We start from the raw sequence: 21,232 nt of genomic DNA, 5'->3' as shown, positions 1-21,232 counted from the left end.
CGCAAAAGTGGGCAGCGGTTTTGCGGCACCGACATGCGACGAGGTTTAAGTCACCATCAAAAGCTTTCATTGACCCATCAGCCTTGAAAGCTTCCGCTTGATCGCCCTACCCTCTAGGCTCGCGGCAGATTTCAAGAGGGCACATCATCATGCTGACAATCTACGGCGTTTATCGCTCGCGCGCCTCGCGCGTCTACTGGATGGCGGAAGAGCTCGGGCTGGAGTTCACATCCGTCCCCGTGCTGCAGGCACGGCGCCTCGACAACCCACTGGCATCGGATGCGCCGGTCAATACGCTGTCGCCTGACTTTGCCGCCGTCAATCCGATGGCCATGATCCCGGCCATCAAGGACGGCGATCTCGTCATGCACGAGTCGCTGGCGATCACGCTCTATCTCGCCCGCAAGCACGGCGGCTCGCTCGCCGGCCAGAGCGTCGAAGAAGACGGCCTTCTGACCATGTGGACGATGTGGGCGGCGACCGAGGTCGAGATTCACACGATCAAGCTGGTGATGACCTACGACAACGAGAAGGAAGACACCGACGAGGGCCGTGCGACAATCGCAGTCGCCAGCCGCTCGCTGAAGCGGCCGCTGGCGGTGCTCGAAAAGCATCTCGGTGCGACCGACTATCTCGTCGGCAACCGCTTCACCGCCGCCGATCTCAACCTCGCCGAAGTGCTGCGCTATGCCCAATCGGAGCAGGCGTTGTTTAGCGCGCATCCCAAGGTCGACGCCTGGATCAAGCGCTGCCAGGCCCGACCGGCCTACATCGCCATGCAGGCGGCACGGTCCAAAGAGACGGTGTGATCAGATAAAGAGCTTCAAGGTCTCGGCCATTTCGGCGCGGATCCAGGCCTTGAAGTCCCTGACCTTTTTCGGTTCGCGCATCCCGTGCGCAGTCACGAAATAGTGGCCGAAGCCGGTTCTGGCGCGAATGCCGAAGGGCGCGACCAGCTGGCCCTGCTGCAGCGCATAGCCGGCCAGCGTCTGCCAGGCGAGCATCACCCCCTGCCCGGCGATGGCGGCATCGAGGCAGAGCGAGGCGTCGTTGAAGACGTGGCGGGTTTCGAGCGCTGCCCCCTCAAGCCCCGCCGCGCGCATCCAGACGTCCCAGCCAAACATCGCTCGGCCGTCGATGATCGCGGGCAGCGCCAGAAGGTCGGCGGGTTCGCGCAGGTTCTCGGCCATTGAAGGCGTGCAGACCGGGAACACCTCCTGCTCCAGCAGCAGCTCCGCCTTCACATCAGGCCAGCGACCATCGCCGACGCGAATGCTGATATCGACATCGCAGAGCGCCGGATCGACCAGCTTCATGGTCGCGTCCATCCGCAGGTTGATATCAGGGTGGTGCTCGGCGAAGCGATCGAGACGATAGACCAGCCAGCGCGCTGCGAAGACGGGCGCCACCGAGATCGTCAGGATGCTGTCGTCGCGGCGCTGAGCGAGCGCAACTGCCCGCGACAGATGCGCGAAGCCTTCATTCAGCGCCGCGAGCAGCGGAGCACCCGCCTCGGTGGCCAGCATGCCCTTGGGCGTGCGCTCGAAGATCGTTCGATCAAGCTGCGCCTCGGCCTTGATCACCTGCTGGCTGACGGCGCCGATGGACACACCAAGCTCCTCGGCCGCCGCCTGCAGCGAGCCCAGCCGCCCAACCGCTTCAAGCGCGCGCAGGCCGTTCAGATGTACCGAGTTCAGATTTCTCATATAGATTTCCTATATCAGAACTCCGTTATTCTCAATTGAATCCATCCCCGCTGCGGGAGGATATTGCCCGGCATCACGCATGCATCTTTCGCCTGCCAAGCGACTTCCCACCGCGGGCAGAGACCGAGAAAGCGAGGCATCCCATGCAATGGCTAAAGTTTTTCTTGAACGAAGAGACCGCCGAACCGTCTTATGGGGCGGACCCGGCAGGCGATCCGCTCTCCCATCCCGATCTTGCGCGGATGTCGCTGACGGAGCTGGCGGACTTGCCGCTCGAACGTTGCGAGCAATCCAACCCCAGCCTCGAGCGGCCCGAACTGGCGCTCTGCGCATAGGCTCCGAAATCTGCTAGTCTCTCCCGGACAAGCACCGGGAGGAGACGCATGGCTGAGGATATCGACGCGATCTTCAAGCGGCTGCTGCGGCTTGTGGCCGAGGCGAAACTGCCCGGCGTCGAGGAAGGCACGTCCTACGGCAACCATGCGCTGAAGGTCGGGGACAAGTCCTTCGTGGCCGTGAAGGATAACGAGACGATCGTGATCTCGATTTCGCTCGACGAGAAGGAGGCTCTGCTTTCGCTGGCGCCCGAGATCTATTTCCAGACACCGCATTATGTCGGCTGGCAGTATCTGCCCGTGCGTATCGACGCCGTCGGCGATGCGGAACTGACCGATCGGCTGATCGGCGCGTGGCGATTGCGCGCGCCGAAGAAGCTTGCGGCAAGTTACCAGAGTTGATGCGGCTTACGCCTTCTCGCGGGCGAGCGCGCGCTGCACGGCGGGGCGCTCGAGCATGCGGGCGTAGTGGTCGGCGACCTTGGGGAAGCGTGCCGGGTCGACATCGTCGCTCGGCAGCCAGCCGGTCATGACGAAGAGATAGGGATCGGCGACGGAGTAGCGTTCGCCCATCACCCAGGGGCCGGCAAACATGCCGTCTTCGATCAGCGCGAAGCTCTCTGTCATGGTCTCCGGCACCTTGGCCTTCATCGCCTCATGGGCGGCGGCATCATCGGCCCAGCGGCTGGCACGGCGGCCATGGGCGTGGTTCACATGCACCGTCGAGCAGATGTAGCTGTTGAAGGCCTGCAGGCGGGCGAATTCGAAGGCATCGTCGAGCGGGGCCAGACCGGCCGCCGGCGCGATCGCGGCGATATAGGCGAGGATCGCCGGCGTTTCGGTGAGTACGCCTTTTTCGGTGGCAAGTGCCGGAACGCGGCCCTTGGGATTGATCTTGCGATAGGCCTCGGAGCGCTGTTCTCCATTGGCGGTATCGACCCGCTTCGCCTCGAAGGGTAGGCCCGATTCCTCAAGGGCGATGAGGCTGGCGCGGGAACATGCGCCGGGCGCGAAATACAATGTCAGCATGACGACTCCTGTTTTGTCAGGAGAGCATAGAGCGTGCACGCCGGATTGCGAGAAAGAAAGAGAGACCGCATGCGCGGCCTCCCCGATTTGTCTCGGGCGTCGCTTCAAGCGGCCTTGGCGCAGCCCGGCACGTCTTCCAGACGGTACCAGACGGGAATGCCGCGCTCTTTCGCGATGCGGACATCGTTGTCGGCGCCCTTGGATTCGCCTTCCAGCCGCAGCACGCCTTCGCACAGTTGCAGCAGGCGGCCGGCGACGGGGTGGAATATCCGCTCGTAGAGATCATCGCCCACGCTCTTGCCGCCGGCGGCATGCCAGACCGGCAGGGCGACCCATTCGCCGATCATCGGCACATGGCCGGCCTCGAACAGAGCGTGCGACGGCGCTTCCAGCCGCTGCAGATTGGCCGCCATCTTCGCCGGATCGTCACCGGTTCCGGAACGATAGGGGCCAGCAATCAAGATCAACATGTCTCTTCTCCTCAACTCCCGACTTCATGCACGGGATTGCGTGAAAATGCATGATATTTCTTGCTTGTCGAATCATTTCGTGCAAACTCAAGAAAATTCATTCAGCTTCGTGAGCCTTATGCTGACCTCCCAACGCAAGACATTGATCCTCGACCTGCTGCGCCGCGACGGCCAGGTGATTGCCAAGCGGGTGGCCGAGGACCTCTCCGTGTCGGAAGACACGATCCGTCGCGACCTTCGCGAGATGGCGGCGGAGGGGCTCTTGAAGCGGGTGCATGGCGGCGCGATGCCGCTTTCGCCGGAGCTGCCGGATTTTTCGACCCGCAAGGATGTGTCGCGGGACGCCAAGCAGCGGCTTGCGGCAAAAGCGATCGGGCTGATCAAGCCGGGCCAGATGGTGTTTCTCGACGGCGGCACGACCACGGCGGAGATCGCCCGGCAGCTGCCGCGCGGGCTATCGATCACCATCGTCACTCACAGCCCGACGATCGCCGCCGAGCTCGAGCATCATCCGAGCGCCGAGGTCATCCTGATCGGCGGCAAGCTCTACAAGCATTCGATGGTGGCCGTCGGCGCCGTCGCGATGGCCGCGATATCGCAGCTGCGGCCGGACCTGTTCTTCCTTGGCGTGACGGCGGCGCATCCGGTGCATGGGCTGTCGACGGGGGATTTCGAGGAGGCCGCGATCAAGCGGCATATCGCCGGATGCGCGATCGAGACCTATGTGCTGCTGACGGCGGACAAGCTCGACCGGGCATCCGCCTGCCAGGTTCTCCCAGTCGCTTCGGTCTCGGGGTTGATCGTGCCTGACGATATCGACGAGGCGCAGCTTGCGCCCTATCGCAGCCTCAACGGCGCGATCCTCTCAGCATGAAGGGTGTCATCAGGCGGGCGCCGAGGGTCTCGACGCGAGGGCCGAACAGGCTTGCAGCGAGTGCGACCGAGAAGACGGCAAGGGCCAGATAGGCCATCCGATCATCCAATGCGCCAAGTGTGAGCACCGTCTCCAGCTTCGGCTGCCAGGTGGCCAGAAGGACCGAGAGCGCGGGCATGTCGAGCAGCCGGCCGGGCATCCAGGCGAAAGCGGGTGTCTGCGCGAGTGCTATCATGGCGCCATACAGAGCCGAAAACCGGATGGCGACCCGCAGCCAGCGCCAGGGGCCGAGCGGCCTGCCCCCTCCATCCTCGAACGACCAGCCGATATAGGTGCAGAACACCACGAGGAAGGGAAAGGCCACCGGCAGGTTCTGCATGACCATTTCCGAGTTCATCTGGCCGGTCCAGACATTGGCGAGCAGAAGCGGAAACGGCGCCGAAGCGCCGAAGAGGACGAGCACGAAGAGGCACCACAGCCAGCTCATGCCGATGTGGTGAATGCGGGCGAAGGTGATGACGAGGATGATGCCGCCAGGGATGTAATAGCCAATCGGCTTGATCGTGCCGGTCATCGTGAGGATCAGCGGCCCACAGGAGCCGGCGACCCGCGCGCAACTCGATGTCGCGACCGTTGCCCAGGTGACGTAATCGAAGCTCATGGCAAAGAACAGGAAGACCGCCAGAGCGATCAGCATCCACCAGAGATAGCGGCCTGCAAACATATCCTGCCCTCATGGCAATCGATGTACTGCGCCAAGAGTAGCTTAACCGGATGAAAGCGCACGCGCCGTCATCCGGTTCAGTTTCGCATATATTAGAATTGGCTATCTTTTATGTTTGGAATGTATCGTTCCGGCACGCTTTAATCGGAGAGTACCGCCGCCGCGCGAATGTCGCCGACGTGAATACCATTCCAGTTGTGCATGCTCGATGTCGCCAGCTCTGCCAGACCGACGCCGATGGCGCTGTCCTTGTCGAAGAAGCGGGCGAGTGCGGCGGCAACCATGCTTTCGGCGGCGCGCGCGTGGCCGTCGTCGCATTTGACGGCGATCGAGATGCCCTGATCGGGAATGGCGGCGCAGAAGACGCCCTCGGCACCCGTCTTCGCAAAGATGCGGCCGGGCTCCAGCTGCATCAGCTTCGTGCAGAAGCGGCCGGTGCCGGCGACATAGAAGGGCTCGGCCATGCAGGCATCGAAGAGCCGGCGCGAGGCTTTGGCGCGCAATGGTTCCAGCCCGTTGCCGGTCGCCATCTTGGCGAAGCCATGGGCCAGCCCCTTGAGCGGCACGGCGTAAGTCGGGATCGAGCAGCCGTCGGTGCCGCAATTGTCGTGGCCGAGCACGGCGCCGGTCAGGCTTTCCATGGTGGCGCGGATTTCGCGCTGTAGCGGGTGGTCGTAACCGATATAGCCCTTGGGATCGACGCCCTGGTGGACGCAGGTGCAGACGAAGCCGGAATGCTTGCCGGAGCAATTGTTGTGGAGCGCCGTCGGCTTTTCCATCGTGCGGGCCTGGTGGATCAGCACTTTCTGGCTCGACGACCAGTGGCCGCCGCATTCGAGCGCTTCGACATCGCGGCCGGCGCGCGCCAGCATCGAGGCTGCGACGGCAACATGCTCGTCCTCGCCATTGTGCGAGGAACAGGCGAGCGCCAGCTCCTTGTCGCCGAAACCGTAGGCATCGGCAGCGCCGCTTTCGACCAGCGGCAACGCCTGCATGGCCTTGCAGGCCGATCGAGGAAAGGTGGGCGCCTCGACATCACCCAGCGAGAAGACGACCTTGCCATCGCCATCGACCGCGATGACGGCGCCGCGATGCCGGCTTTCGACGCGCGCGCCGCGGGTGACTTCAACGGTGACGGGATTGGTCATGGGCTTATCCTGATATTCTGAACAGGCTGTCACGCATAAATGATGGGCGCGATAAAGCAATCGGGTTGATGTTGAAAAAGAGCGGCACAATTGCGCCATCTTGCTCGCCACATCCTTGGCCGCAACCGCACGTCAGCAAAGGTCCCCGGCGTTTCATGCGTCATCTCAAACGGCTCCTTCTTCTCATCCTCGTCGTCTATCTGCTGCCGGCCCTGGCGTCGGCCGGGTGGTGGTCGCTGCAGAACCACCCGAGTTCATGGCGGGAGGCCGAATGGGGCACGTCGGGCGTGCTGCCGAGGGCCGATGCCAATGGCGACGCCAAGATCTACATCATGTCGGCCAGCACCGGCGGGCTGAAGGGCGCGGTCGCCAGCCACTCGTGGATCGTCACCAAGGCCAAGGGCGACGCGACCTACAATCGCTACGACAAGGTCGGCTGGGGCTCGCCGATCCGCCGCAACAATTATGTCGCGGACGCCTACTGGTATTCCAACACACCTCATATCGTGAAGGAAGTCTCGGGCGACGAGGCCCAGAGGCTCATCCCGGCCGTCGAGACCGCGATCCAGTCCTATCCCTATGCCGGCGTCGGCGACTACCGGATCTATCCGGGGCCGAATTCCAACAGCTTCGTCGCGCATGTGCTGCGCACCGTGCCCGATCTCGACGCGGTGCTGCCGCCCGATGCGGTCGGGCGCGATTTTCTCAGCGACGGGCGGATGTTTGCGATCGACGCCGACGGACGCGACATGCATGCAACGCTCTACGGCCTGATCGGCATCGCCGCCGGCCAGCGCAGCGGCTTTGAAGTGCATTTCATGGGCCTGGTCGCCGGCATCGACATCGCCAATCCCGGAGTGAAGATCCCGGCGATCGGGCGGATCGGGCTTTAGCGGGCCGAGGCACCAAACATCGATCACATAATTGAATGGACGCCATCGCGGACACGAGGTTGCAATCGGGTGGTGCGGGTCTAGACTTTTGGCAACTGGAGTCGCCGCATGTCATCCGCCTTCTCGTCCATTCTCCGCGATCAACGAATACGCATTCCGTCGCTGACACTTGTGACGCTTGCCTTCACCTATGCCTCAACCATGCCGTATCAATCCATCATCGGAATTACCGAACTCGGCATGTCGGATCACGCCTATTCGATACTGATCTTCGCCGCCGCCCTTATCAATGTCGTGACCAGCCTGACGCTCGGCATCTGGTCCGACAAGCTCGGCGACCGCAGGCTGCTGGTTCTGGCACTGTCGGTAAGCGGCATGATCGGCTTCGGGATGGTCTACGCGTTCCGCAATACGGCCGCCTTCATGATCGGCGTGCTGCTGTTCATCCCGATCAGCAACGCGACCTATTCGGTCCTTTTAGCGAGCATCCGCGCGGCAACTAACACCATGGATCGCGGCAAGGCGGCTGCGATCACTTCGACGGTACGGGCGCTGTTTTCCGGGTCATGGGCGCTGGCGCCCGGTCTGATCGGCCTCTATCTCGTCAGCGCGCACTCGATGACGCCGGCCTATGGTATTGCCGGGCTGGCGAGCCTCGTCTGCTTCTGCCTGTATCTCTTCCTGGCGAAGGCAGAGCCACAGCGAGATGCGTTGTCCTCGCAACAGATTGGCTTCTTCAGCTCGCTCGCGCGTGTCTTCTCGCCTCGCGTGCTGATGCGTGTCGGCATCTTGTCGATGATGCTGGGCCTGCAGCGGTTGAGCAGCGTGGTGTCGCCGCTGATCATCACTCACGATGCCGGCGGCAGCGTCGCGGATGTGGGCATCACAGCCGGCATGGTCGCGTTCCTGGAAATGCCGTTCATGCTGATGTGGGGCGCATTGCAGCGGCGTTTTCGCAGCGTCCATATTCTGGCTACCGGGACGCTGATCTATTGCGTCTATCTGGTGATGCTCAGCCTCGTTACCGCGCCATGGCAAATCTATGCGCTCGTCATCGTCAACGCCTGCGGTTGCGCGGCGATCCTCAGCGTGCCCATCACCTACCTGCAGGACCTGATTGCCGACCGGCCAGGGCTCGGCACATCCCTCATCTCGGTCAATACCTTTGCGGCAAACGGCGTCAGCGCGGGAATTTTTGCTCTGGGAACAACCTTCACAAGCTATTCCGGGACAGCCTTGCTGGCGGCCGGTGTCGGCGTTGCCGCGATATTGCTGCTGCTGTTCGTGGAGGCTGAAAAGCAACAGCTGCAGCAATCCGCTAGCCCGCGCTGATCCTGTAAGCACAACGCCGCGCGCCGTGGAGTATGTGTTCCTCGCGCTCGACGTCCGCGCCGAGGATGCTGCGGAAGGTTTCGAGTTCGGAGCGGCAGAAGCCGGCGCAGGCGGTGGCGGCGGCGCAGATGGGGCAGTGGTTTTCGATCAGGAGCAGCGAGCCATCCTCTTCCTGCCAGCTGTCGGCCATGTAGCCTTCGTCGGTGCGGATGCCGGCCAGCTGGCGGACGCGGGTGGGGAGATCTTCTGCCGTGATCTCGCTGCGGTAGCGCGCCAGCGTCTCAGTCTCGCGGGCGGCGATGACTGTGTCGAGCGCCTGGGGGCCGAGGCTGTTGACCATTGTCGCGAGAAGCGTCGCTGTCAGCTCGGCATGGCGGTCAGGGAAGCGGGCGTTGCCGGATGGTGTCAGGTGCCAGAGCTGGCGGGGGCGGCCCCTGCCCGGCGCGGGTTCGGAGACGGGCTCGACCAACCCCTCCTCGGCCATCTTCGCCAGTTGCTGTCGCGCGGCCTCGCCGGAGATGGACAGCGCCTCACCGATGGCCGATAGGAGTTGTGGCCCTTCGGTCTTGAGGAGCATCAGGATTCGGTTGGCTGATGATTGTCGCATAGGCTGATATTTTTCCAAGCTTGTTCTTGCTTTAATAACGCGGCTGTGTATTTTTTCCAAGCTATAACTTGTAAAAAACTTCGCAAAAGCGTTCCAGGAAACATTCAAGGCATTCCGCATGAGCAGCATCGACGACGTCGCGACGGAGCGCTCCTCCGTCTTCCATCTCTTTTCAAGACCGGTCCTAGCCGCCACACTGTTGCTCGGCGGCGGCGTCACGCTCTATGCGGTCGAGGCCTATATCATGGCGACGATCGCGCCATCGATCGTGCGCGATATCGGCGGGTTGGAACTGCTCTCGTGGGTCACCACGCTGTTCGTCGCGGCTGCCGTGCTCGGCTCCATCTTCGTCGCCATGCGGCCGCGCGGCATCGGCCTGCGCACGGTCTACGTGGCCGGTGCGCTTATGTTTGCGGCCGGCAGCCTGATCTGCGCGCTGGCGCCCTCGATGCAGGTCATTCTGGCCGGACGCGCCGTGCAGGGATTTGGAGCCGGCGCGCTCGGCGGGCTTGCCTATGCATTCATCCGCTTTGCCTATCCCGAACATCTGTGGCGCAAGGCCTCGACGCTTTATGCGGCGATCTGGGGCGTGGCGACGCTGCTCGGCCCAAGCCTCGGCGGCCTGTTCTCCGATGGCAGCACCTGGCGCCACGCGTTTATGCTGCTTGTCCCCGTGAGCGTGCTCATGGCTATCCTTGCGCCCGTGCTGCTGCCGTCGGCGCATGACGACCGGGCTCCTGGGCGCACGCCGATCACGCAGATCGCGCTGCTCCTGGCGGCCGTGCTTCTGGTCAGCATCGCCGGCACGATCGAGGCGACGCAATCGAAAGCGCTGCTGGTTGCGGCATCGCTCATCGCCGTGGTCGCCATGCTCGGCATAGAGCGGCGAAGCGAGAACCGCTTGTTGCCGACAGGCGCCGTGGCCCTCAGCATGCCGATTTCCCGCGTCTACCTGATGATGTTTCTGCTGATCCTGGTGCTGACCAGCGACATCTACATCCCCTATTTCCTGCAATCCCTGCACAATGTCAGCCCGCTGGAATCGGGATACCTAACGGCGCTCGTCGCGCTCGGCTGGACGGTGGCAGCGTTTCTCAGCGCCTCGTTCTCCGGCCCCCGCGCCGGGCGTGCGATCGTTATCGGCTGCGTGATCGAGACGGTTGCGGTCGCGGCGCTGGCGATCTTCCTGGCACGCGACAATCAGACAGGCAGCATCGCGCTGCTCGCGCCGGCCGTCGTCTTCATGTTCCTCATGGGGTTCGGCGTCGGGCTCGGCTGGGCGCATCTGGTGACCAAGGTGCTGCGCCTTGTCGCGACATCGGAGCAGGACAAGGCCTCGGCGGCGATCACCACCGTGCAATCGCTCGGAAGCGCATTCGGCGCAGCCTTCGCGGGCGTCATCGTCAACAGCACCGGCCTGCTTGCGCCGGGCGGCGTTACTGGGGGCATATCCGCGGCGCATTGGCTGTTCGTGCTGATGGCGCTGCCAGGGATCGTGACGATCCTGATCTCGCTGTCGATCCAGAAGTCCGGCAACGAGACGCAAGCGACGGCAGCGGCGTGATCGTCAAAGTCGCAGCATGATCTTGCCGATGTGGCTGCTCGATTCCATCAGCTTGTGGGCTTCGACGACATCCTCGAAGGCGAATGTCTTGTGTATCACTGGGGCAAGCTTGCCCTCGTCGAGCAGCGGCCAGACCTGCGACAGGAGATCGTCGCGGATGGCGCGCTTTTCTTCCGGCGTGCGCGGGCGCAGCGTCGAGCCCGTCACCGTCAGCCGCTTGACCATGATCGGCGCGAGGTTGGCCGTTTCGGCAACCGCGCCGCCGAGGAAGGCGATGATCGAGAGGCAGCCGTCCTTTGCCAGCGAGGCGAGGTTCTTTTCGAAATAGGCGGCGCCGATCATATCGAGGATCATGTCGACGCCCTGGCCGGTCTCGGCCTTGATCACCTCGGCGAAATCCTCGGTCTTGTAGTTGATGGCGCGCTTCGCCCCGAGCTTGACGCAGGCGTCGCATTTTTCCTGCGAGCCTGCGGTCGCGTAAACCTCGGCGCCGAAGGCGCGGGCAAGCTGGATCGCGGTGGTGCCGATGCCGCTCGTGCCGCCGTGGATGAGCACCTTCTCACCTTCGGTCAGCCCCGCCATCTGGAACATGTTGGCCCAGACGGTGAAGTAGTTTTCAGGAAGTGCTGCCGCCTGGACCGCATCGTAGCCGTTGGGGAAGCGCAGTGCCTGGCCTGAGGGAATGAGGCAATATTCGGCATAGGCGCCGCCGTTCGTGAGGCCGCAGACCTTATCGCCGACTGTATAGCCGCTGACGCCGGGGCCGATCGCGACCACTTCACCTGCGATTTCAAGGCCGAGGATCGGGCTTGCGTCCTTCGGCGGCGGATAGGTGCCCTGGCGCTGCGCGACATCGGGACGGTTGACGCCGATCGCCTGGGTGCGCACGAGGATCTGCCCCTCGCCCGCCACGGGCACTGGCCCGCTCGAAATGGTCATCACGTCAGGGGCGCCGAAGCGGGGCAAATCGACGAAACGCATAAGCGCAGGCAAAGACATCACCGGTCTCCTCATTCGGATAGCAGTGAGATAGTTCAGCAACGCCGCGTTGAGAAGGCCGGAAACGCCGGAGCGTCAATTCGCCTCGCCCAGCCGATGGAAGACCAGGCCTTCCGCGCTTTCCTTCGCCAGTGTCTTGATATGGGCGATGGCGGCGGAGACGCGGCTGATGTCGTCGATGACGAGACCCTTGGGGAGCTCCAGGACGCCGATCGAGCAGCGCATCAGCGGGAAAAAGGCTTCGACGCCGGCGCGATCGTGGCCGCGAATGCGGCCGGCGGCGCGGTCGATCTCGGAATAGAGATCCTGGGCATCGTCGTGGAAATCGCCGATCAGACGATCGAGGATTTCCGTCAGCTCCTCCTTGGTCCAGCCCTGCACGCCGATGAAGAAATCATCGCCGCCGACATGGCCGAGGAAATGGCGCTCGGCGAAGAAGTAGCGCCGCATCAGGGCTGCGAAGAGCGAGATCGCGTGGTCGCCGAGATGGAAACCATAGGCATCGTTGAAGGGCTTGAAGTTGTCGAAATCGCAATAGCAGAAGTGCCGCGTCTCATCGCTGTCGCGGCTCGCCTCGCGCATGAAATCGCGGATGGCGTGGTTGCCGGGAATGCCGGTCAACGGGTTCTGGTCCTGCGCGGTCTTGAGCTTCTTCTCGTTCATCACCTTGATGAGCGAGGCAGCCGAGACGACGCCGGCATAGCGCATGTTTTCCGTCAACAGCAGACAGTTGGCGCCTTCCATGTTGGCGAAGATAGTCATCAGCTGCTCGGCATCGGAATCGAGGCCGACGATCGGCGCCATTTCGACGAAGTGCGAGATGGTGCGCTCATACATCTTGTTCTTCAGCAGATCGCGGCCGAAGGGGTGGTAGATATATTCCTTGAGATGGCGCTCATGCAGGATACCGCGGGGCTCGCCATTGGCGTTCAGCACGGGGAAGAAGGCATTCTGCGGATGGCGGCGGAAGACCTCGAAGACGCTGTCGATCGTGGCGTTCTCATAGACCGTCGGCAGCACTTCGATCTGCTTGCGGATGAGGATTTCGTCGAGCGACTGGTTGTTGCGCTTGCTCTTGCCGAGTTCCTGCAGATGCGGGAAGGACGGCACCAGCTCGGAGACATGCGTGGTCGGGCGCGAGATGAACCAGCCCTGCACGAGATCCACACCATACTCGCGGCAGGTGACGAACTCGGCTTCGGTCTCGATACCCTCGGCAATGACGCGGGTGCCAAGCACATGGGCGATGTGGACAATGTTTTTAAGCAGGTGGCGCTTGCGCGGGCTGCCATCGATATCAGCGATGAAATAGCGGTCGATCTTCAGGTAATCCACCGGATGATCGCAGAGCAGCTTCATCTCTCCATGGCCGACGCCGAAATCGTCGATCGCCAGCTTGAAGCCGCGCTTGCGCAGCAGCGACACCAGTGCGGCGAATTCGGGAACCGAGGTGTTGTCGAAGCGCTCGGAGAATTCGAAGCAGATCGAGGATGGCGGGATATTGGCGAGCTTCAGATGCTGCAGCAGGTTTTCCACCAGCTGCTCGCCATGCGGAATGAGGCGGACATCGAGATTGAGGAACAGCGTCGCGGTGGAGAAATTCGGCAGCGACGCGAACTTGGCGAGCGCACGGCTCGCCACCATCTGCTCGAGTTGCAGCAGCTGATCGCCGCGCTGGGCCTCGTCCAGAATTTCGAGCGGTGAATTGAAGCCCAGGCGCTCCTGGCCGCGCATCAGCGATTCATAGCCGAAGGCAACACCGGTGCTGGCTTCGACGATCGGCTGGAAGGCGTTTTCGATAACGAGTTTGGCGAGAGTAATGATTTGATCGCTGGTGTAGCGACGAATAAGGGCGGGCTCTACGGTGGCAGCCAACGACATGCCATTCTCCACTATACGGCATTTATAATTATAATTTTTCGCGCGGAGCCTAGGGGCGAAGCGTCAACGAACACTTTCCCCAATGTGAAGGTTTTGTGAAAACTGGCGTTTTATCAAATGCATGCCGCAACCGCCGCGCCAAGCGGCGGCCATAGGTATGCCCGCTTTCAGGCGGTGCGGCGATGCTCGTGGTCGGCGAACATGTCGGCGACGCATCTGGCATCGGCGGGGGCGCAATCGCGCGCTTTCGGCAGGCCATCGACCTTGCGGGCGGCATCCCACAGCCGGAGCGCTTCGCGCACCACCTCGCTGCTGGACACATAAGTGCCATCGTCTATCGCTGCGCGGATATCGGCCGCCTGCAGCGGAGAGATGGAAACGGTTACCATCGGCATGACATCACTCCCATTGCCTCGTGGTCTCCCATCGCCTCACCGCGCAGACGTCTGCCCGGTCGAGGAACGGATACACACTCGCTTCGGCCGCCCTTCCGGTTGCGGGTGCTGGGCTTTTAGCAGCGTCGCTTTCACACGTTTGCGACCTCTGCCATGAGGTTAATTTTAGTCTTCACTCACATTCTTGTCAAAAAAGAAACAGTGCGTGATGAACAGGCTGTGAATAGCGGGCACAATCAGCGGCGGATGGCGAGGCCAAAGGCGAGCATCGACCAACCCTGCAGCAGCAGATCGCAGGCGAGGAACAGGCCGAGGATCCACAGGCTGTTGACCGGCCAGCCGAGCACGATGACGAAGCCCGCGAGCGCCGTGATCAGGCCGCTCAAGAGCACCCAGCCCCAGCCCCTCGACGGGCGCATGCGCCAGCCGACGAAGACGCGAAAGATGCCTGCTACCAGCAAGGCCATGGCCAGAAACAGCGTGAGCGCCGCCGATGCCAGAATGGGATTCATGAAGGCGAAGACGCCGGCCAGCACATAGAGAACACCGCTCAGCGCCCAGAACAACAGCTGCTCCCACTCGCGCACCTGAAAAGCATGGGCGAGATAGACGATGCCACCGACCAGCATGAGCAGGCCGACATAGTAGACGGACACGACGGTGGCGAGAAAGACGTTTGCGGCGGCGATGGCGCCGAAGATGATCAGCAGCACGCCGAGCACCACGAACCAGACCCATTTCGACCGCAGCGCGGAGGACGAAGGCATTTCATTGGACATGTCTGTCATCATGCACCTCCCGGTTGTTCATTGAGTATGGAGCAGAAACGGCGGATGGAAAGAGATATCTTACGGAAAAGGCGATCAGATTTTTATTGATTGGTCAGTCAATCAAAATTATGCTGACCGTATTGCAGGAGAAAGACCGTGCCGAAAGTCGGAATGGAACCGATGCGCCGAAAGGCGCTCGTCGATGCAGCGCTGCGCGTGATCGGGGATCACGGCTCGCTCAGCGTCACCATGTCCGAAATCGCCAAGCAGGCCGGCGTTTCACCGGCGCTTGCGCACCACTATTTCGGCAGCAAGGAGCAGCTGCTGATCGAAACGATCCGCTCGCTTCTAAAGCAGTTGCGCGACGACGCGGTGACGGCGCTGAAGGCAGCCGCCACGCCGCGCGCGCGGCTTTCGGCGGTGACCCGCGTCAGTTTCCACGCCGACCAGTTCGCGCCGCAAACAATCGCCGCCTGGCTTGCCTTTTACGCCGAGGCGCAGCGCTCGGAAGAGACGCGCCGCTTCCTCGTCATCTATGCGAGGCGCCTGCGCTCCAACCTCGTCGCCAATCTGAAGCCGCTCTGCCCAGCCGATGTCGCGGAACATATCGCAGAAGGCGTGGCCGCGATGATCGACGGGCTCTACATCCGCCAGAGTCTCGGCTCGACACGGGTTGGCGCCGAGGCTTCGATCGCGCTGACGGAGGATTATGTGACGATACAGTTGGCCCGGCACTTGCCTTCTTTGAGCGAAGCAGGCGCAGCCCCCTCATCACCGGTGCAACTTGTTGCACCTGAGCCCGTTGGGCCACCTTCTCCCCGAGGGGAGAAGGGAAAGCGAACCCAAGCACCGCAAGGACATCTGACATGAGAGCCCAGCCCACAGCATCGCACTTCATCGATGGCGAGTATGTCGAGGACGATGCAGGCACCGTGATCGAAAGCCTTTATCCGGCAACCGGAGAGGTCATCGCACGGCTTTACGCCGCCACGCCCGCCATCGTCGAAAAGGCGATCGCCGCGGCCAAGCGCGCCCAGCCGGAATGGGCGGCGATGAGCCCGACGGCGCGCGGCCGTATCCTGAAGCGCGCCGCCGACATCATGCGCGAGCGCAACCGCGAACTTTCGGAACTCGAGACGCTCGACACCGGCAAGCCGATCCAGGAAACCATCGTCGCCGACCCGACGTCCGGTGCCGACAGTTTCGAGTTCTTCGGCGGCGTGATCGCGGCGGCCCTCAACGGCGCCTACATCCCGCTTGGCGGCGATTTCGCCTATACCAAGCGCGTGCCGCTCGGCGTCTGCGTCGGCATCGGCGCCTGGAACTATCCGCAGCAGATCGCCTGCTGGAAGGCAGCACCGGCGCTTGCCGCCGGCAACGCCATGGTGTTCAAGCCGTCCGAAAACACGCCGCTCGGCGCATTGAAGATCGCCGAGATCCTGATCGAGGCTGGCCTGCCCAAGGGGCTCTTCAACGTCATCCAGGGCGACCGCGATACCGGGCCGCTGCTCGTCAACCATCCCGATGTCGCCAAGGTGTCGCTGACCGGTTCGGTGCCGACCGGCCGCAAGGTTGCGGCGGCCGCCGCCGGCAATCTCAAGCATGTGACGATGGAGCTCGGCGGGAAATCGCCGCTGATCGTCTTTGACGACGCCGATATCGACAGTGCCGTCGGCGGCGCCATGCTCGGCAACTTCTATTCAACCGGTCAGGTCTGCTCCAACGGCACCCGCGTCTTCGTGCAGAAGGATATCAAGAGCGAGTTCCTGAAGCGGCTGAAGGCGCGCACCGAGGCGATGGCGATCGGCGACCCCATGAACGAGGCGACGCAGATCGGCCCGATGGTCTCCTGGGCGCAGCGCGAGAAGGTTCTCGACTACATCGAGAAGGGCAAGGCCGAGGGTGCGACGCTGGTGGTCGGCGGCGGCATTCCGAACAATGTCTCGGGCGAAGGCTATTATGTGCAGCCGACCGTGTTTGCCGACGTGACCGACGAGATGACGATCGCCCGCGAGGAGATCTTCGGGCCTGTCATGTGCGTACTCGATTTCGAGGACGAGGCGGAAGTCATCGCGCGCGGCAACGCCACGGAATTCGGCCTGGCGGCCGGCGTCTTCACCTCCGACATGAGCCGCGCCCACCGGGTGGTCGACCTTCTCGAAGCCGGCACGCTGTGGATCAACACCTACAATCTCTGCCCGGTCGAAATCCCCTTCGGCGGTTCCAAGCAGTCAGGCTTCGGCCGCGAGAATTCACTTGCCGCGCTGGAGCACTATTCCGAGCTGAAGACGGTTTATGTCGGCATGGGGCCGGTTCAGGCGCCTTATTGATATTCGATTGATGCCTTTTCGGCTTTGCCGTGCGGCCCCCTCATCCGCCCCACGGGCACCTTCTCCCCGCTGGGGAGAAGGGGGAACGAGACGGTGCGGCACATCCCTTCTCCCCCACGGGGAGAAGGTGGCGGCAGCCGGATGAGGGGGCCACCCGCTCCACAAAAAATATAGGGGAACATCATGCAGCAGGCAGATTTCGTCATCATCGGTTCCGGCTCGGCGGGCTCGGCGCTTGCCTATCGTCTGTCGGAAGACGGCAAGAACAGCGTTATCGTCATCGAGGCCGGTGGGTCGGATTTCGGGCCGTTTATCCAGATGCCGGCGGCTCTGGCCTGGCCGATGAGCATGAAGCGCTACAATTGGGGTTATCTTTCCGAGCCGGAGCCCAACCTCAACAACCGCCGCATCACCGCGCCGCGCGGCAAGGTGATCGGCGGGTCGTCGTCGATCAACGGCATGGTCTATGTGCGCGGGCATGCGGAGGATTACAACCGCTGGGAGGCGCTCGGCGCCAATGGCTGGGCCTATGCCGACGTGCTCCCCTATTTCAAGCGGATGGAGCACAGCCACGGCGGCGAAGAGGGATGGCGCGGGACCGACGGGCCGCTGCATGTGCAGCGCGGCGGCTTCCGCAACCCGCTGTTCCACGCCTTCATCGAGGCCGGCAAGCAGGCGGGCTTCGAGGCGACGGACGATTATAACGGCTCGAAGCAGGAAGGCTTCGGGCTGATGGAGCAGACGATCTTTCAGGGGCGCCGCTGGTCGGCCGCGTCGGCCTATCTGAAGCCGGCGCTGAAGCGGGCGAATGTCAGCCTCGTCTATGGCCTTGCCCGCAAGGTGGTGATCGAAAACGGCCGGGCTGTTGGCGTCGAGATCGAGCGCGGCGGCAAGGTCGAGGTCATCAAGGCCAAACGCGAGGTGATCGTCTCGGCCTCGTCGTTCAATTCGCCGAAGCTGCTGATGCTCTCAGGTATCGGCCCGGCGGCGCATCTGAAGGAGATGGGGATCGAGGTGAAGGCGGACCGGCCGGGCGTCGGCGCCAACCTGCAGGACCATATGGAATTCTATTTCCAGCAGGTCTCGACCAAGCCGGTGTCGCTCTATTCCTGGCTGCCCTGGTTCTGGCAGGGCGTTGCTGGCGCGCAGTGGATGTTCACCAAGTCGGGGCTGGGCACCTCCAACCAGTTCGAGGCCTGCGCCTTCCTGCGCTCAGGCCCCGGCGTCAAGCAGCCGGATATCCAGTATCACTTCCTGCCGGTCGCGATCAGCTATGACGGCAAGGCGGCGGCGAAGAGCCACGGCTTCCAGGTGCATGTCGGCTATAACCTGTCGAAATCACGGGGGAGCGTGACGCTCGCCTCGTCCGATCCGAAGGCCGATCCGCTTATCCGCTTCAACTATATGAGCCACCCCGAAGACTGGGAGAAGTTCCGCCACTGCGTGCGGCTTACCCGCGAGATCTTCGGCCAGCAGGCTTTCGATCAGTATCGCGGCTCCGAGATCCAGCCGGGCGAGAGCGTCCAGACCGACGACGAGATCGACGCCTTCCTGCGCGAGCACCTGGAAAGCGCCTACCACCCCTGCGGCACCTGCAAGATGGGCGCGAAGGATGATCAGATGGCGGTGGTCGATCCGGAAACGCGGGTCATCGGCGTGGATGGTTTGCGCGTCGCCGACAGTTCGATCTTCCCGCATGTGACCTATGGCAACCTCAACGGCCCCTCGATCATGACCGGCGAGAAGGCCGCCGACCAGATTCTCGGCAAGCAGCCGCTGCCACGCTCCAACCAGGAGTCGTGGATCAATCCGCGTTGGGAAGTGAGTGATCGGTAGGGCTGAACGTCCTATTTCGGTTTCGCCGCCCGTGCCTTGTCGAGCTTTGCTCTCAGTTCGGCGAGGACCTCCTCGGCGGTGTAGTACACGCCGGTCCGCCTTGCCTCCTCTGCGGAGGCAAGGCCGCGTGCAATGAACTGGCGGCGCTCGATCCGAGCGCGCATCGCGCCTTCGACAAAGGCCTGCAACGTCTCGCCGTCCCGCAAGACGCTTTCGGCGGCGGCGCGCAAGTCGGGCACGAGGTCAATTGTAGAGGAGTTTGCGGGGTTCACGGCATCCATCTCAACGTTGCCATTGCTGCCTAGAATGCAGGACAATCGCCGACGTGGAAACCTTCGCTTTTAAGGGGTTTTGTCTCGCCACTCGCGCCTGATCTCGTTCTGATAGGCGAGACCGTCGACCGTCCGGTTTCTTCATAGGCCGAATGCCTCGCTCCGTGCGCCCCTCGACGCTTGGCTCACGAACTGGCTGACAGCATTCGACAGAAGCGCCCCGCGCGACACCTTTATGCGCGCCGCGACTTCATCCAGCGCTTTAAGATCTTCGTCGCTGATATCAACCAGGATTTCCATCGACCGAGCCCAACAGAGCGTTCTTCGGGCTACTTTAGCACGAGACCGCAGATATCACCCCCTCGGCAAACCGCCCCTCAGGCCAGCATGCGCGTGACTTCGGCCCCGCGCGGCGCCACGGCGTCGGCGATTGTCGTCGAGAACAGCACCTTGCGGGTGGCGTCGGCCACCTTGGCGAAGACGTGGCGGATTTCGCAGTTCTGCTCGCCGTCGCAATCGTCGCACTTGCGGTATGCGGTGATCGACAGGCAGGGCAGCGGGGCAATAGGGCCGTCGATGATGCGCAGCACTTCGCCGAAGGTGATCATGTCGGCCGGCTTCAGGAGCAGATAGCCGCCCTGCTTGCCGCGGCGGCTGACGACGATGCCTTGGTGCTTGAGGTCGAGGAGGATCTGCTCGAGGAACTTCTTCGGGATCTTCTGCTGCGCCGCGATATCGGAGATCATCACAGGTTCGCCGTCATCGGCCTCGGCCAGAACGGTGAGCGCCCTAAGCGCGTATTTCGCCTTCTGCGTAATCATTTTCAGCCATCGACACACAAGCGGCGGACACGGATCGCGCCCGGCGGAACTCTTCTTTTTCTTTCTATCTCACGCGCTGGATGAACATAGTTTGAACAAGCGCGCAAAACCCCAGAGAAACAGGCTTTTCAGCCTTGTTTTCAATCTCAATTCAGCAATTTCGAATTTAACCGAAAAAGCAGCCCTCCGAGCATCAAATCACATTTCCGATTGACAGGCGACGTGTAACTCTACTAAATCAATAGAGATTAGGGCGCGACGCTGGGCATCCGTGCCGGCGCGGCTGCTTTTCTGCATTGCAGCGGCCGGGGAGAGATATTTGCTCCTTTCCAGCCCGCTTTCGAAATGCCTGTTTCTGTCCTCTCCATCCCCAAGCTGCGATACTCCTGTCAACATCTAGGACAGGATTCCCATGACTGTTGCTCATACAATCGAAGAAGCGGAAACGCTGAACACGACACTTGCAAGCCTATCTTTGGCGGAACGACTTTCGTTCGTCGCCGGCCTCGGCGGGCGGGTGGTGTTCACGACGTCGCTTGGTATCGAAGACCAGGTTATCACCGCCGAGATCGGCAATCACCGACTGCCGATCGACGTCGTGACGCTGCAGACCGGCCGCCTCTTTGCCGAGACGCTCAACCTGATCGACGAGACGGAAAAGCAGTACGACATCCACATCAGCCGCTACGAGCCCGAGCAGGCGGATATCGACGCCTATGCGGCGCAATATGGCCTCAACGGTTTCTACGAGAGCGTCGAAGCCCGGCATGCCTGTTGTGGCGTGCGCAAGCTGAAGCCGCTTGCGCGCGCGCTCAATGGGGCAACCATCTGGATCACCGGCCTGCGCCGCGGCCAATCGGCCAATCGCTCCGAAACGCCGTTCGCCGAATATGACGCCGACCGCCATCTCCTGAAGGTCAACCCGCTGGCCGATTGGGACATCGATGTCATCAAGGCCTACGTCGCCGACAACAGCGTGCCGATCAACCCGCGGCATGCGCGCGGTTACCCTTCGATCGGCTGCGAGCCGTGTACCCGCGCCATCAAGCCCGGCGAGCCCGAGCGCGCCGGCCGCTGGTGGTGGGAACAGGACCAGACGCGCGAATGTGGCCTGCACGTGGCTGAAGAGGCATCCGCCATTTCCATCCAACAGTAACCCCTCGGCATCGGGATCAGAGCGCGGCAGCCGCCGGCGCTCCCCGATGCATCGTCTCATCGCATTCCGGGCCAGGCGCCTGCGAGTGAT

General features: G+C 62.6%; 24 protein-coding genes. 11 read left to right on the top strand and 13 right to left on the bottom strand.

Features of this window, described 5'->3' with window-relative positions; genetic code table 11:
• Positions 1-149 precede the first annotated feature (149 nt).
• Positions 150-809 carry a glutathione S-transferase family protein gene (locus QTL96_RS20595; protein WP_289728980.1) on the top strand — a complete coding sequence of 220 codons (660 nt, stop codon included), beginning with the start codon at positions 150-152 and terminating at the stop codon, positions 807-809.
• Here QTL96_RS20595 and QTL96_RS20590 read toward each other — a convergent pair whose 3' ends face one another.
• On the bottom strand, positions 810-1,706 hold the full coding sequence (locus QTL96_RS20590; protein WP_289728979.1) for a LysR substrate-binding domain-containing protein: 897 nt from the start codon (positions 1,704-1,706) through the stop codon (positions 810-812).
• Positions 1,707-1,849: 143 nt separating this feature from the next.
• Here QTL96_RS20590 and QTL96_RS20585 point away from each other — a divergent pair, with 143 nt between their 5' ends.
• Entirely contained in the window at positions 1,850-2,041 is a 192-nt protein-coding gene (locus QTL96_RS20585; RefSeq protein WP_289728978.1) for a hypothetical protein, read from the top strand.
• Positions 2,042-2,089: 48 nt separating this feature from the next.
• A complete protein-coding gene (locus tag QTL96_RS20580) occupies positions 2,090-2,443 on the top strand; it encodes an MmcQ/YjbR family DNA-binding protein (protein WP_289728977.1) in 354 nt (117 codons plus the stop codon).
• 6 nt (positions 2,444-2,449) lie between these two features.
• Here the strand turns inward: QTL96_RS20580 and QTL96_RS20575 are convergent, their stop codons facing one another.
• A complete protein-coding gene (locus QTL96_RS20575; RefSeq protein WP_289728976.1) occupies positions 2,450-3,070 on the bottom strand; it encodes a glutathione S-transferase in 621 nt (206 codons plus the stop codon).
• A 104-nt stretch (positions 3,071-3,174) separates the two neighbouring features.
• Positions 3,175-3,540: a DUF4406 domain-containing protein gene (locus tag QTL96_RS20570; protein ID WP_289728975.1), complete on the bottom strand. Its 366-nt coding sequence runs from the start codon at positions 3,538-3,540 to the stop codon at positions 3,175-3,177.
• Between the two features lie 118 nt (positions 3,541-3,658).
• On the opposite strand from QTL96_RS20570, the gene QTL96_RS20565 reads away from it, so the two are divergent.
• Positions 3,659-4,414 (top strand): DeoR/GlpR family DNA-binding transcription regulator, encoded by a 756-nt coding sequence (locus QTL96_RS20565; protein ID WP_289728974.1) that lies wholly within the window; start codon positions 3,659-3,661, stop codon positions 4,412-4,414.
• Here the strand turns inward: QTL96_RS20565 and QTL96_RS20560 are convergent.
• Together QTL96_RS20560 and QTL96_RS20555 are read right to left on the bottom strand one after the other, a co-directional pair.
• Positions 4,389-5,138 carry a hypothetical protein gene (locus QTL96_RS20560; protein WP_289728973.1) on the bottom strand — a complete coding sequence of 250 codons (750 nt, stop codon included), beginning with the start codon at positions 5,136-5,138 and terminating at the stop codon, positions 4,389-4,391. The genes QTL96_RS20565 and QTL96_RS20560 overlap by 26 nt on opposite strands.
• A 140-nt stretch (positions 5,139-5,278) precedes the next feature.
• The gene (locus QTL96_RS20555; protein WP_289728972.1) at positions 5,279-6,286 is read right to left on the bottom strand and encodes an asparaginase; all 1,008 of its coding nucleotides are present in this window, start codon (positions 6,284-6,286) and stop codon (positions 5,279-5,281) included.
• A gap of 155 nt (positions 6,287-6,441) precedes the next feature.
• Between QTL96_RS20555 and QTL96_RS20550 the strand changes: the two genes are divergently transcribed.
• Both QTL96_RS20550 and QTL96_RS20545 read left to right on the top strand, forming a co-directional pair.
• Entirely contained in the window at positions 6,442-7,179 is a 738-nt protein-coding gene (locus QTL96_RS20550) for a DUF3750 domain-containing protein (RefSeq protein WP_289728971.1), read from the top strand.
• A gap of 108 nt (positions 7,180-7,287) precedes the next feature.
• A complete protein-coding gene (locus QTL96_RS20545; protein ID WP_289728970.1) occupies positions 7,288-8,511 on the top strand; it encodes an MFS transporter in 1,224 nt (407 codons plus the stop codon).
• Here QTL96_RS20545 and QTL96_RS20540 read toward each other — a convergent pair.
• A complete protein-coding gene (locus QTL96_RS20540) occupies positions 8,498-9,118 on the bottom strand; it encodes a MarR family transcriptional regulator (protein ID WP_289728969.1) in 621 nt (206 codons plus the stop codon). The two genes, QTL96_RS20545 and QTL96_RS20540, sit on opposite strands and share 14 nt — an antisense overlap.
• A gap of 118 nt (positions 9,119-9,236) precedes the next feature.
• Here QTL96_RS20540 and QTL96_RS20535 point away from each other — a divergent pair, with 118 nt between their 5' ends.
• Positions 9,237-10,682 (top strand): MFS transporter, encoded by a 1,446-nt coding sequence (locus QTL96_RS20535; protein WP_289728968.1) that lies wholly within the window; start codon positions 9,237-9,239, stop codon positions 10,680-10,682.
• Positions 10,683-10,685: 3 nt separating this feature from the next.
• Here the strand turns inward: QTL96_RS20535 and QTL96_RS20530 are convergent, their stop codons facing one another.
• The 4 genes from QTL96_RS20530 to QTL96_RS20515 form a co-directional block, all read right to left on the bottom strand.
• Positions 10,686-11,681, bottom strand: a complete 996-nt coding sequence (locus QTL96_RS20530; protein WP_289728967.1) for an NAD(P)H-quinone oxidoreductase — start codon at positions 11,679-11,681, stop codon at positions 10,686-10,688.
• Between the two features lie 75 nt (positions 11,682-11,756).
• Positions 11,757-13,562 carry a GGDEF domain-containing protein gene (locus QTL96_RS20525; RefSeq protein WP_289728966.1) on the bottom strand — a complete coding sequence of 602 codons (1,806 nt, stop codon included), beginning with the start codon at positions 13,560-13,562 and terminating at the stop codon, positions 11,757-11,759.
• Positions 13,563-13,729: 167 nt separating this feature from the next.
• The gene (locus tag QTL96_RS20520) at positions 13,730-13,957 is read right to left on the bottom strand and encodes a type II toxin-antitoxin system ParD family antitoxin (protein ID WP_018899011.1); all 228 of its coding nucleotides are present in this window, start codon (positions 13,955-13,957) and stop codon (positions 13,730-13,732) included.
• A 236-nt stretch (positions 13,958-14,193) separates the two neighbouring features.
• Positions 14,194-14,745 carry an HdeD family acid-resistance protein gene (locus QTL96_RS20515; protein ID WP_289728965.1) on the bottom strand — a complete coding sequence of 184 codons (552 nt, stop codon included), beginning with the start codon at positions 14,743-14,745 and terminating at the stop codon, positions 14,194-14,196.
• Between the two features lie 138 nt (positions 14,746-14,883).
• Here QTL96_RS20515 and betI point away from each other — a divergent pair, with 138 nt between their 5' ends.
• The 3 genes from betI to betA all read left to right on the top strand — a co-directional run bounded on the left by betI (position 14,884) and on the right by betA (position 18,893).
• Complete coding sequence (gene betI, locus QTL96_RS20510) at positions 14,884-15,597, top strand: transcriptional regulator BetI (RefSeq protein WP_354669142.1); 714 nt, start codon at positions 14,884-14,886, stop codon at positions 15,595-15,597.
• A complete protein-coding gene (gene betB, locus QTL96_RS20505) occupies positions 15,594-17,057 on the top strand; it encodes a betaine-aldehyde dehydrogenase (protein WP_289728964.1) in 1,464 nt (487 codons plus the stop codon). Before betI ends, betB begins: the two co-directional genes overlap by 4 nt.
• A 183-nt stretch (positions 17,058-17,240) precedes the next feature.
• A complete protein-coding gene (gene betA, locus QTL96_RS20500; protein ID WP_289728963.1) occupies positions 17,241-18,893 on the top strand; it encodes a choline dehydrogenase in 1,653 nt (550 codons plus the stop codon).
• A gap of 11 nt (positions 18,894-18,904) precedes the next feature.
• Here the strand turns inward: betA and QTL96_RS20495 are convergent, their stop codons facing one another.
• The 3 genes from QTL96_RS20495 to QTL96_RS20485 all read right to left on the bottom strand — a co-directional run bounded on the left by QTL96_RS20495 (position 18,905) and on the right by QTL96_RS20485 (position 19,986).
• Positions 18,905-19,165 (bottom strand): prevent-host-death protein, encoded by a 261-nt coding sequence (locus QTL96_RS20495; RefSeq protein ID WP_289728962.1) that lies wholly within the window; start codon positions 19,163-19,165, stop codon positions 18,905-18,907.
• Between the two features lie 141 nt (positions 19,166-19,306).
• Positions 19,307-19,465 (bottom strand): CopG family transcriptional regulator, encoded by a 159-nt coding sequence (locus QTL96_RS20490; protein WP_289728961.1) that lies wholly within the window; start codon positions 19,463-19,465, stop codon positions 19,307-19,309.
• Between the two features lie 77 nt (positions 19,466-19,542).
• Entirely contained in the window at positions 19,543-19,986 is a 444-nt protein-coding gene (locus QTL96_RS20485; RefSeq protein ID WP_026283096.1) for an Rrf2 family transcriptional regulator, read from the bottom strand.
• Between the two features lie 412 nt (positions 19,987-20,398).
• On the opposite strand from QTL96_RS20485, the gene QTL96_RS20480 reads away from it, so the two are divergent.
• Positions 20,399-21,142, top strand: coding sequence for a phosphoadenylyl-sulfate reductase (locus tag QTL96_RS20480; RefSeq protein WP_289728960.1), 744 nt, complete (start codon positions 20,399-20,401; stop codon positions 21,140-21,142).
• Positions 21,143-21,232: the final 90 nt, after the last annotated feature.

The sequence above is a fragment of the Rhizobium sp. S163 genome, from assembly GCF_030380805.1.
Classification (GTDB): domain Bacteria; phylum Pseudomonadota; class Alphaproteobacteria; order Rhizobiales; family Rhizobiaceae; genus Rhizobium.
Note: the sequence above shows the minus strand (reverse complement) of the source record. Positions and strands in the feature narration are given on the sequence as shown.

What these genes read in the sequence shown, in the direction of transcription:
- QTL96_RS20570 (WP_289728975.1), bottom strand. Translation starts at nt 3,540, where the DNA reads ATGTTGATCTTGATTGCTGGCCCCTATCGTTCCGGAACCGGTGACGAT.
- QTL96_RS20590 (WP_289728979.1), bottom strand. Translation starts at nt 1,706, where the DNA reads ATGAGAAATCTGAACTCGGTACATCTGAACGGCCTGCGCGCGCTTGAA.
- QTL96_RS20595 (WP_289728980.1), top strand. Translation starts at nt 150, where the DNA reads ATGCTGACAATCTACGGCGTTTATCGCTCGCGCGCCTCGCGCGTCTAC.
- QTL96_RS20540 (WP_289728969.1), bottom strand. Translation starts at nt 9,118, where the DNA reads ATGCGACAATCATCAGCCAACCGAATCCTGATGCTCCTCAAGACCGAA.
- QTL96_RS20585 (WP_289728978.1), top strand. Translation starts at nt 1,850, where the DNA reads ATGCAATGGCTAAAGTTTTTCTTGAACGAAGAGACCGCCGAACCGTCT.
- QTL96_RS20560 (WP_289728973.1), bottom strand. Translation starts at nt 5,138, where the DNA reads ATGTTTGCAGGCCGCTATCTCTGGTGGATGCTGATCGCTCTGGCGGTC.
- QTL96_RS20565 (WP_289728974.1), top strand. Translation starts at nt 3,659, where the DNA reads ATGCTGACCTCCCAACGCAAGACATTGATCCTCGACCTGCTGCGCCGC.
- QTL96_RS20545 (WP_289728970.1), top strand. Translation starts at nt 7,288, where the DNA reads ATGTCATCCGCCTTCTCGTCCATTCTCCGCGATCAACGAATACGCATT.
- QTL96_RS20515 (WP_289728965.1), bottom strand. Translation starts at nt 14,745, where the DNA reads ATGACAGACATGTCCAATGAAATGCCTTCGTCCTCCGCGCTGCGGTCG.
- QTL96_RS20550 (WP_289728971.1), top strand. Translation starts at nt 6,442, where the DNA reads ATGCGTCATCTCAAACGGCTCCTTCTTCTCATCCTCGTCGTCTATCTG.
- QTL96_RS20485 (WP_026283096.1), bottom strand. Translation starts at nt 19,986, where the DNA reads ATGATTACGCAGAAGGCGAAATACGCGCTTAGGGCGCTCACCGTTCTG.
- betA (WP_289728963.1), top strand. Translation starts at nt 17,241, where the DNA reads ATGCAGCAGGCAGATTTCGTCATCATCGGTTCCGGCTCGGCGGGCTCG.
- QTL96_RS20575 (WP_289728976.1), bottom strand. Translation starts at nt 3,070, where the DNA reads ATGCTGACATTGTATTTCGCGCCCGGCGCATGTTCCCGCGCCAGCCTC.
- QTL96_RS20490 (WP_289728961.1), bottom strand. Translation starts at nt 19,465, where the DNA reads ATGGAAATCCTGGTTGATATCAGCGACGAAGATCTTAAAGCGCTGGAT.
- QTL96_RS20555 (WP_289728972.1), bottom strand. Translation starts at nt 6,286, where the DNA reads ATGACCAATCCCGTCACCGTTGAAGTCACCCGCGGCGCGCGCGTCGAA.
- QTL96_RS20520 (WP_018899011.1), bottom strand. Translation starts at nt 13,957, where the DNA reads ATGCCGATGGTAACCGTTTCCATCTCTCCGCTGCAGGCGGCCGATATC.
- QTL96_RS20535 (WP_289728968.1), top strand. Translation starts at nt 9,237, where the DNA reads ATGAGCAGCATCGACGACGTCGCGACGGAGCGCTCCTCCGTCTTCCAT.
- QTL96_RS20525 (WP_289728966.1), bottom strand. Translation starts at nt 13,562, where the DNA reads ATGTCGTTGGCTGCCACCGTAGAGCCCGCCCTTATTCGTCGCTACACC.
- QTL96_RS20480 (WP_289728960.1), top strand. Translation starts at nt 20,399, where the DNA reads ATGACTGTTGCTCATACAATCGAAGAAGCGGAAACGCTGAACACGACA.
- betB (WP_289728964.1), top strand. Translation starts at nt 15,594, where the DNA reads ATGAGAGCCCAGCCCACAGCATCGCACTTCATCGATGGCGAGTATGTC.
- QTL96_RS20530 (WP_289728967.1), bottom strand. Translation starts at nt 11,681, where the DNA reads ATGTCTTTGCCTGCGCTTATGCGTTTCGTCGATTTGCCCCGCTTCGGC.
- QTL96_RS20580 (WP_289728977.1), top strand. Translation starts at nt 2,090, where the DNA reads ATGGCTGAGGATATCGACGCGATCTTCAAGCGGCTGCTGCGGCTTGTG.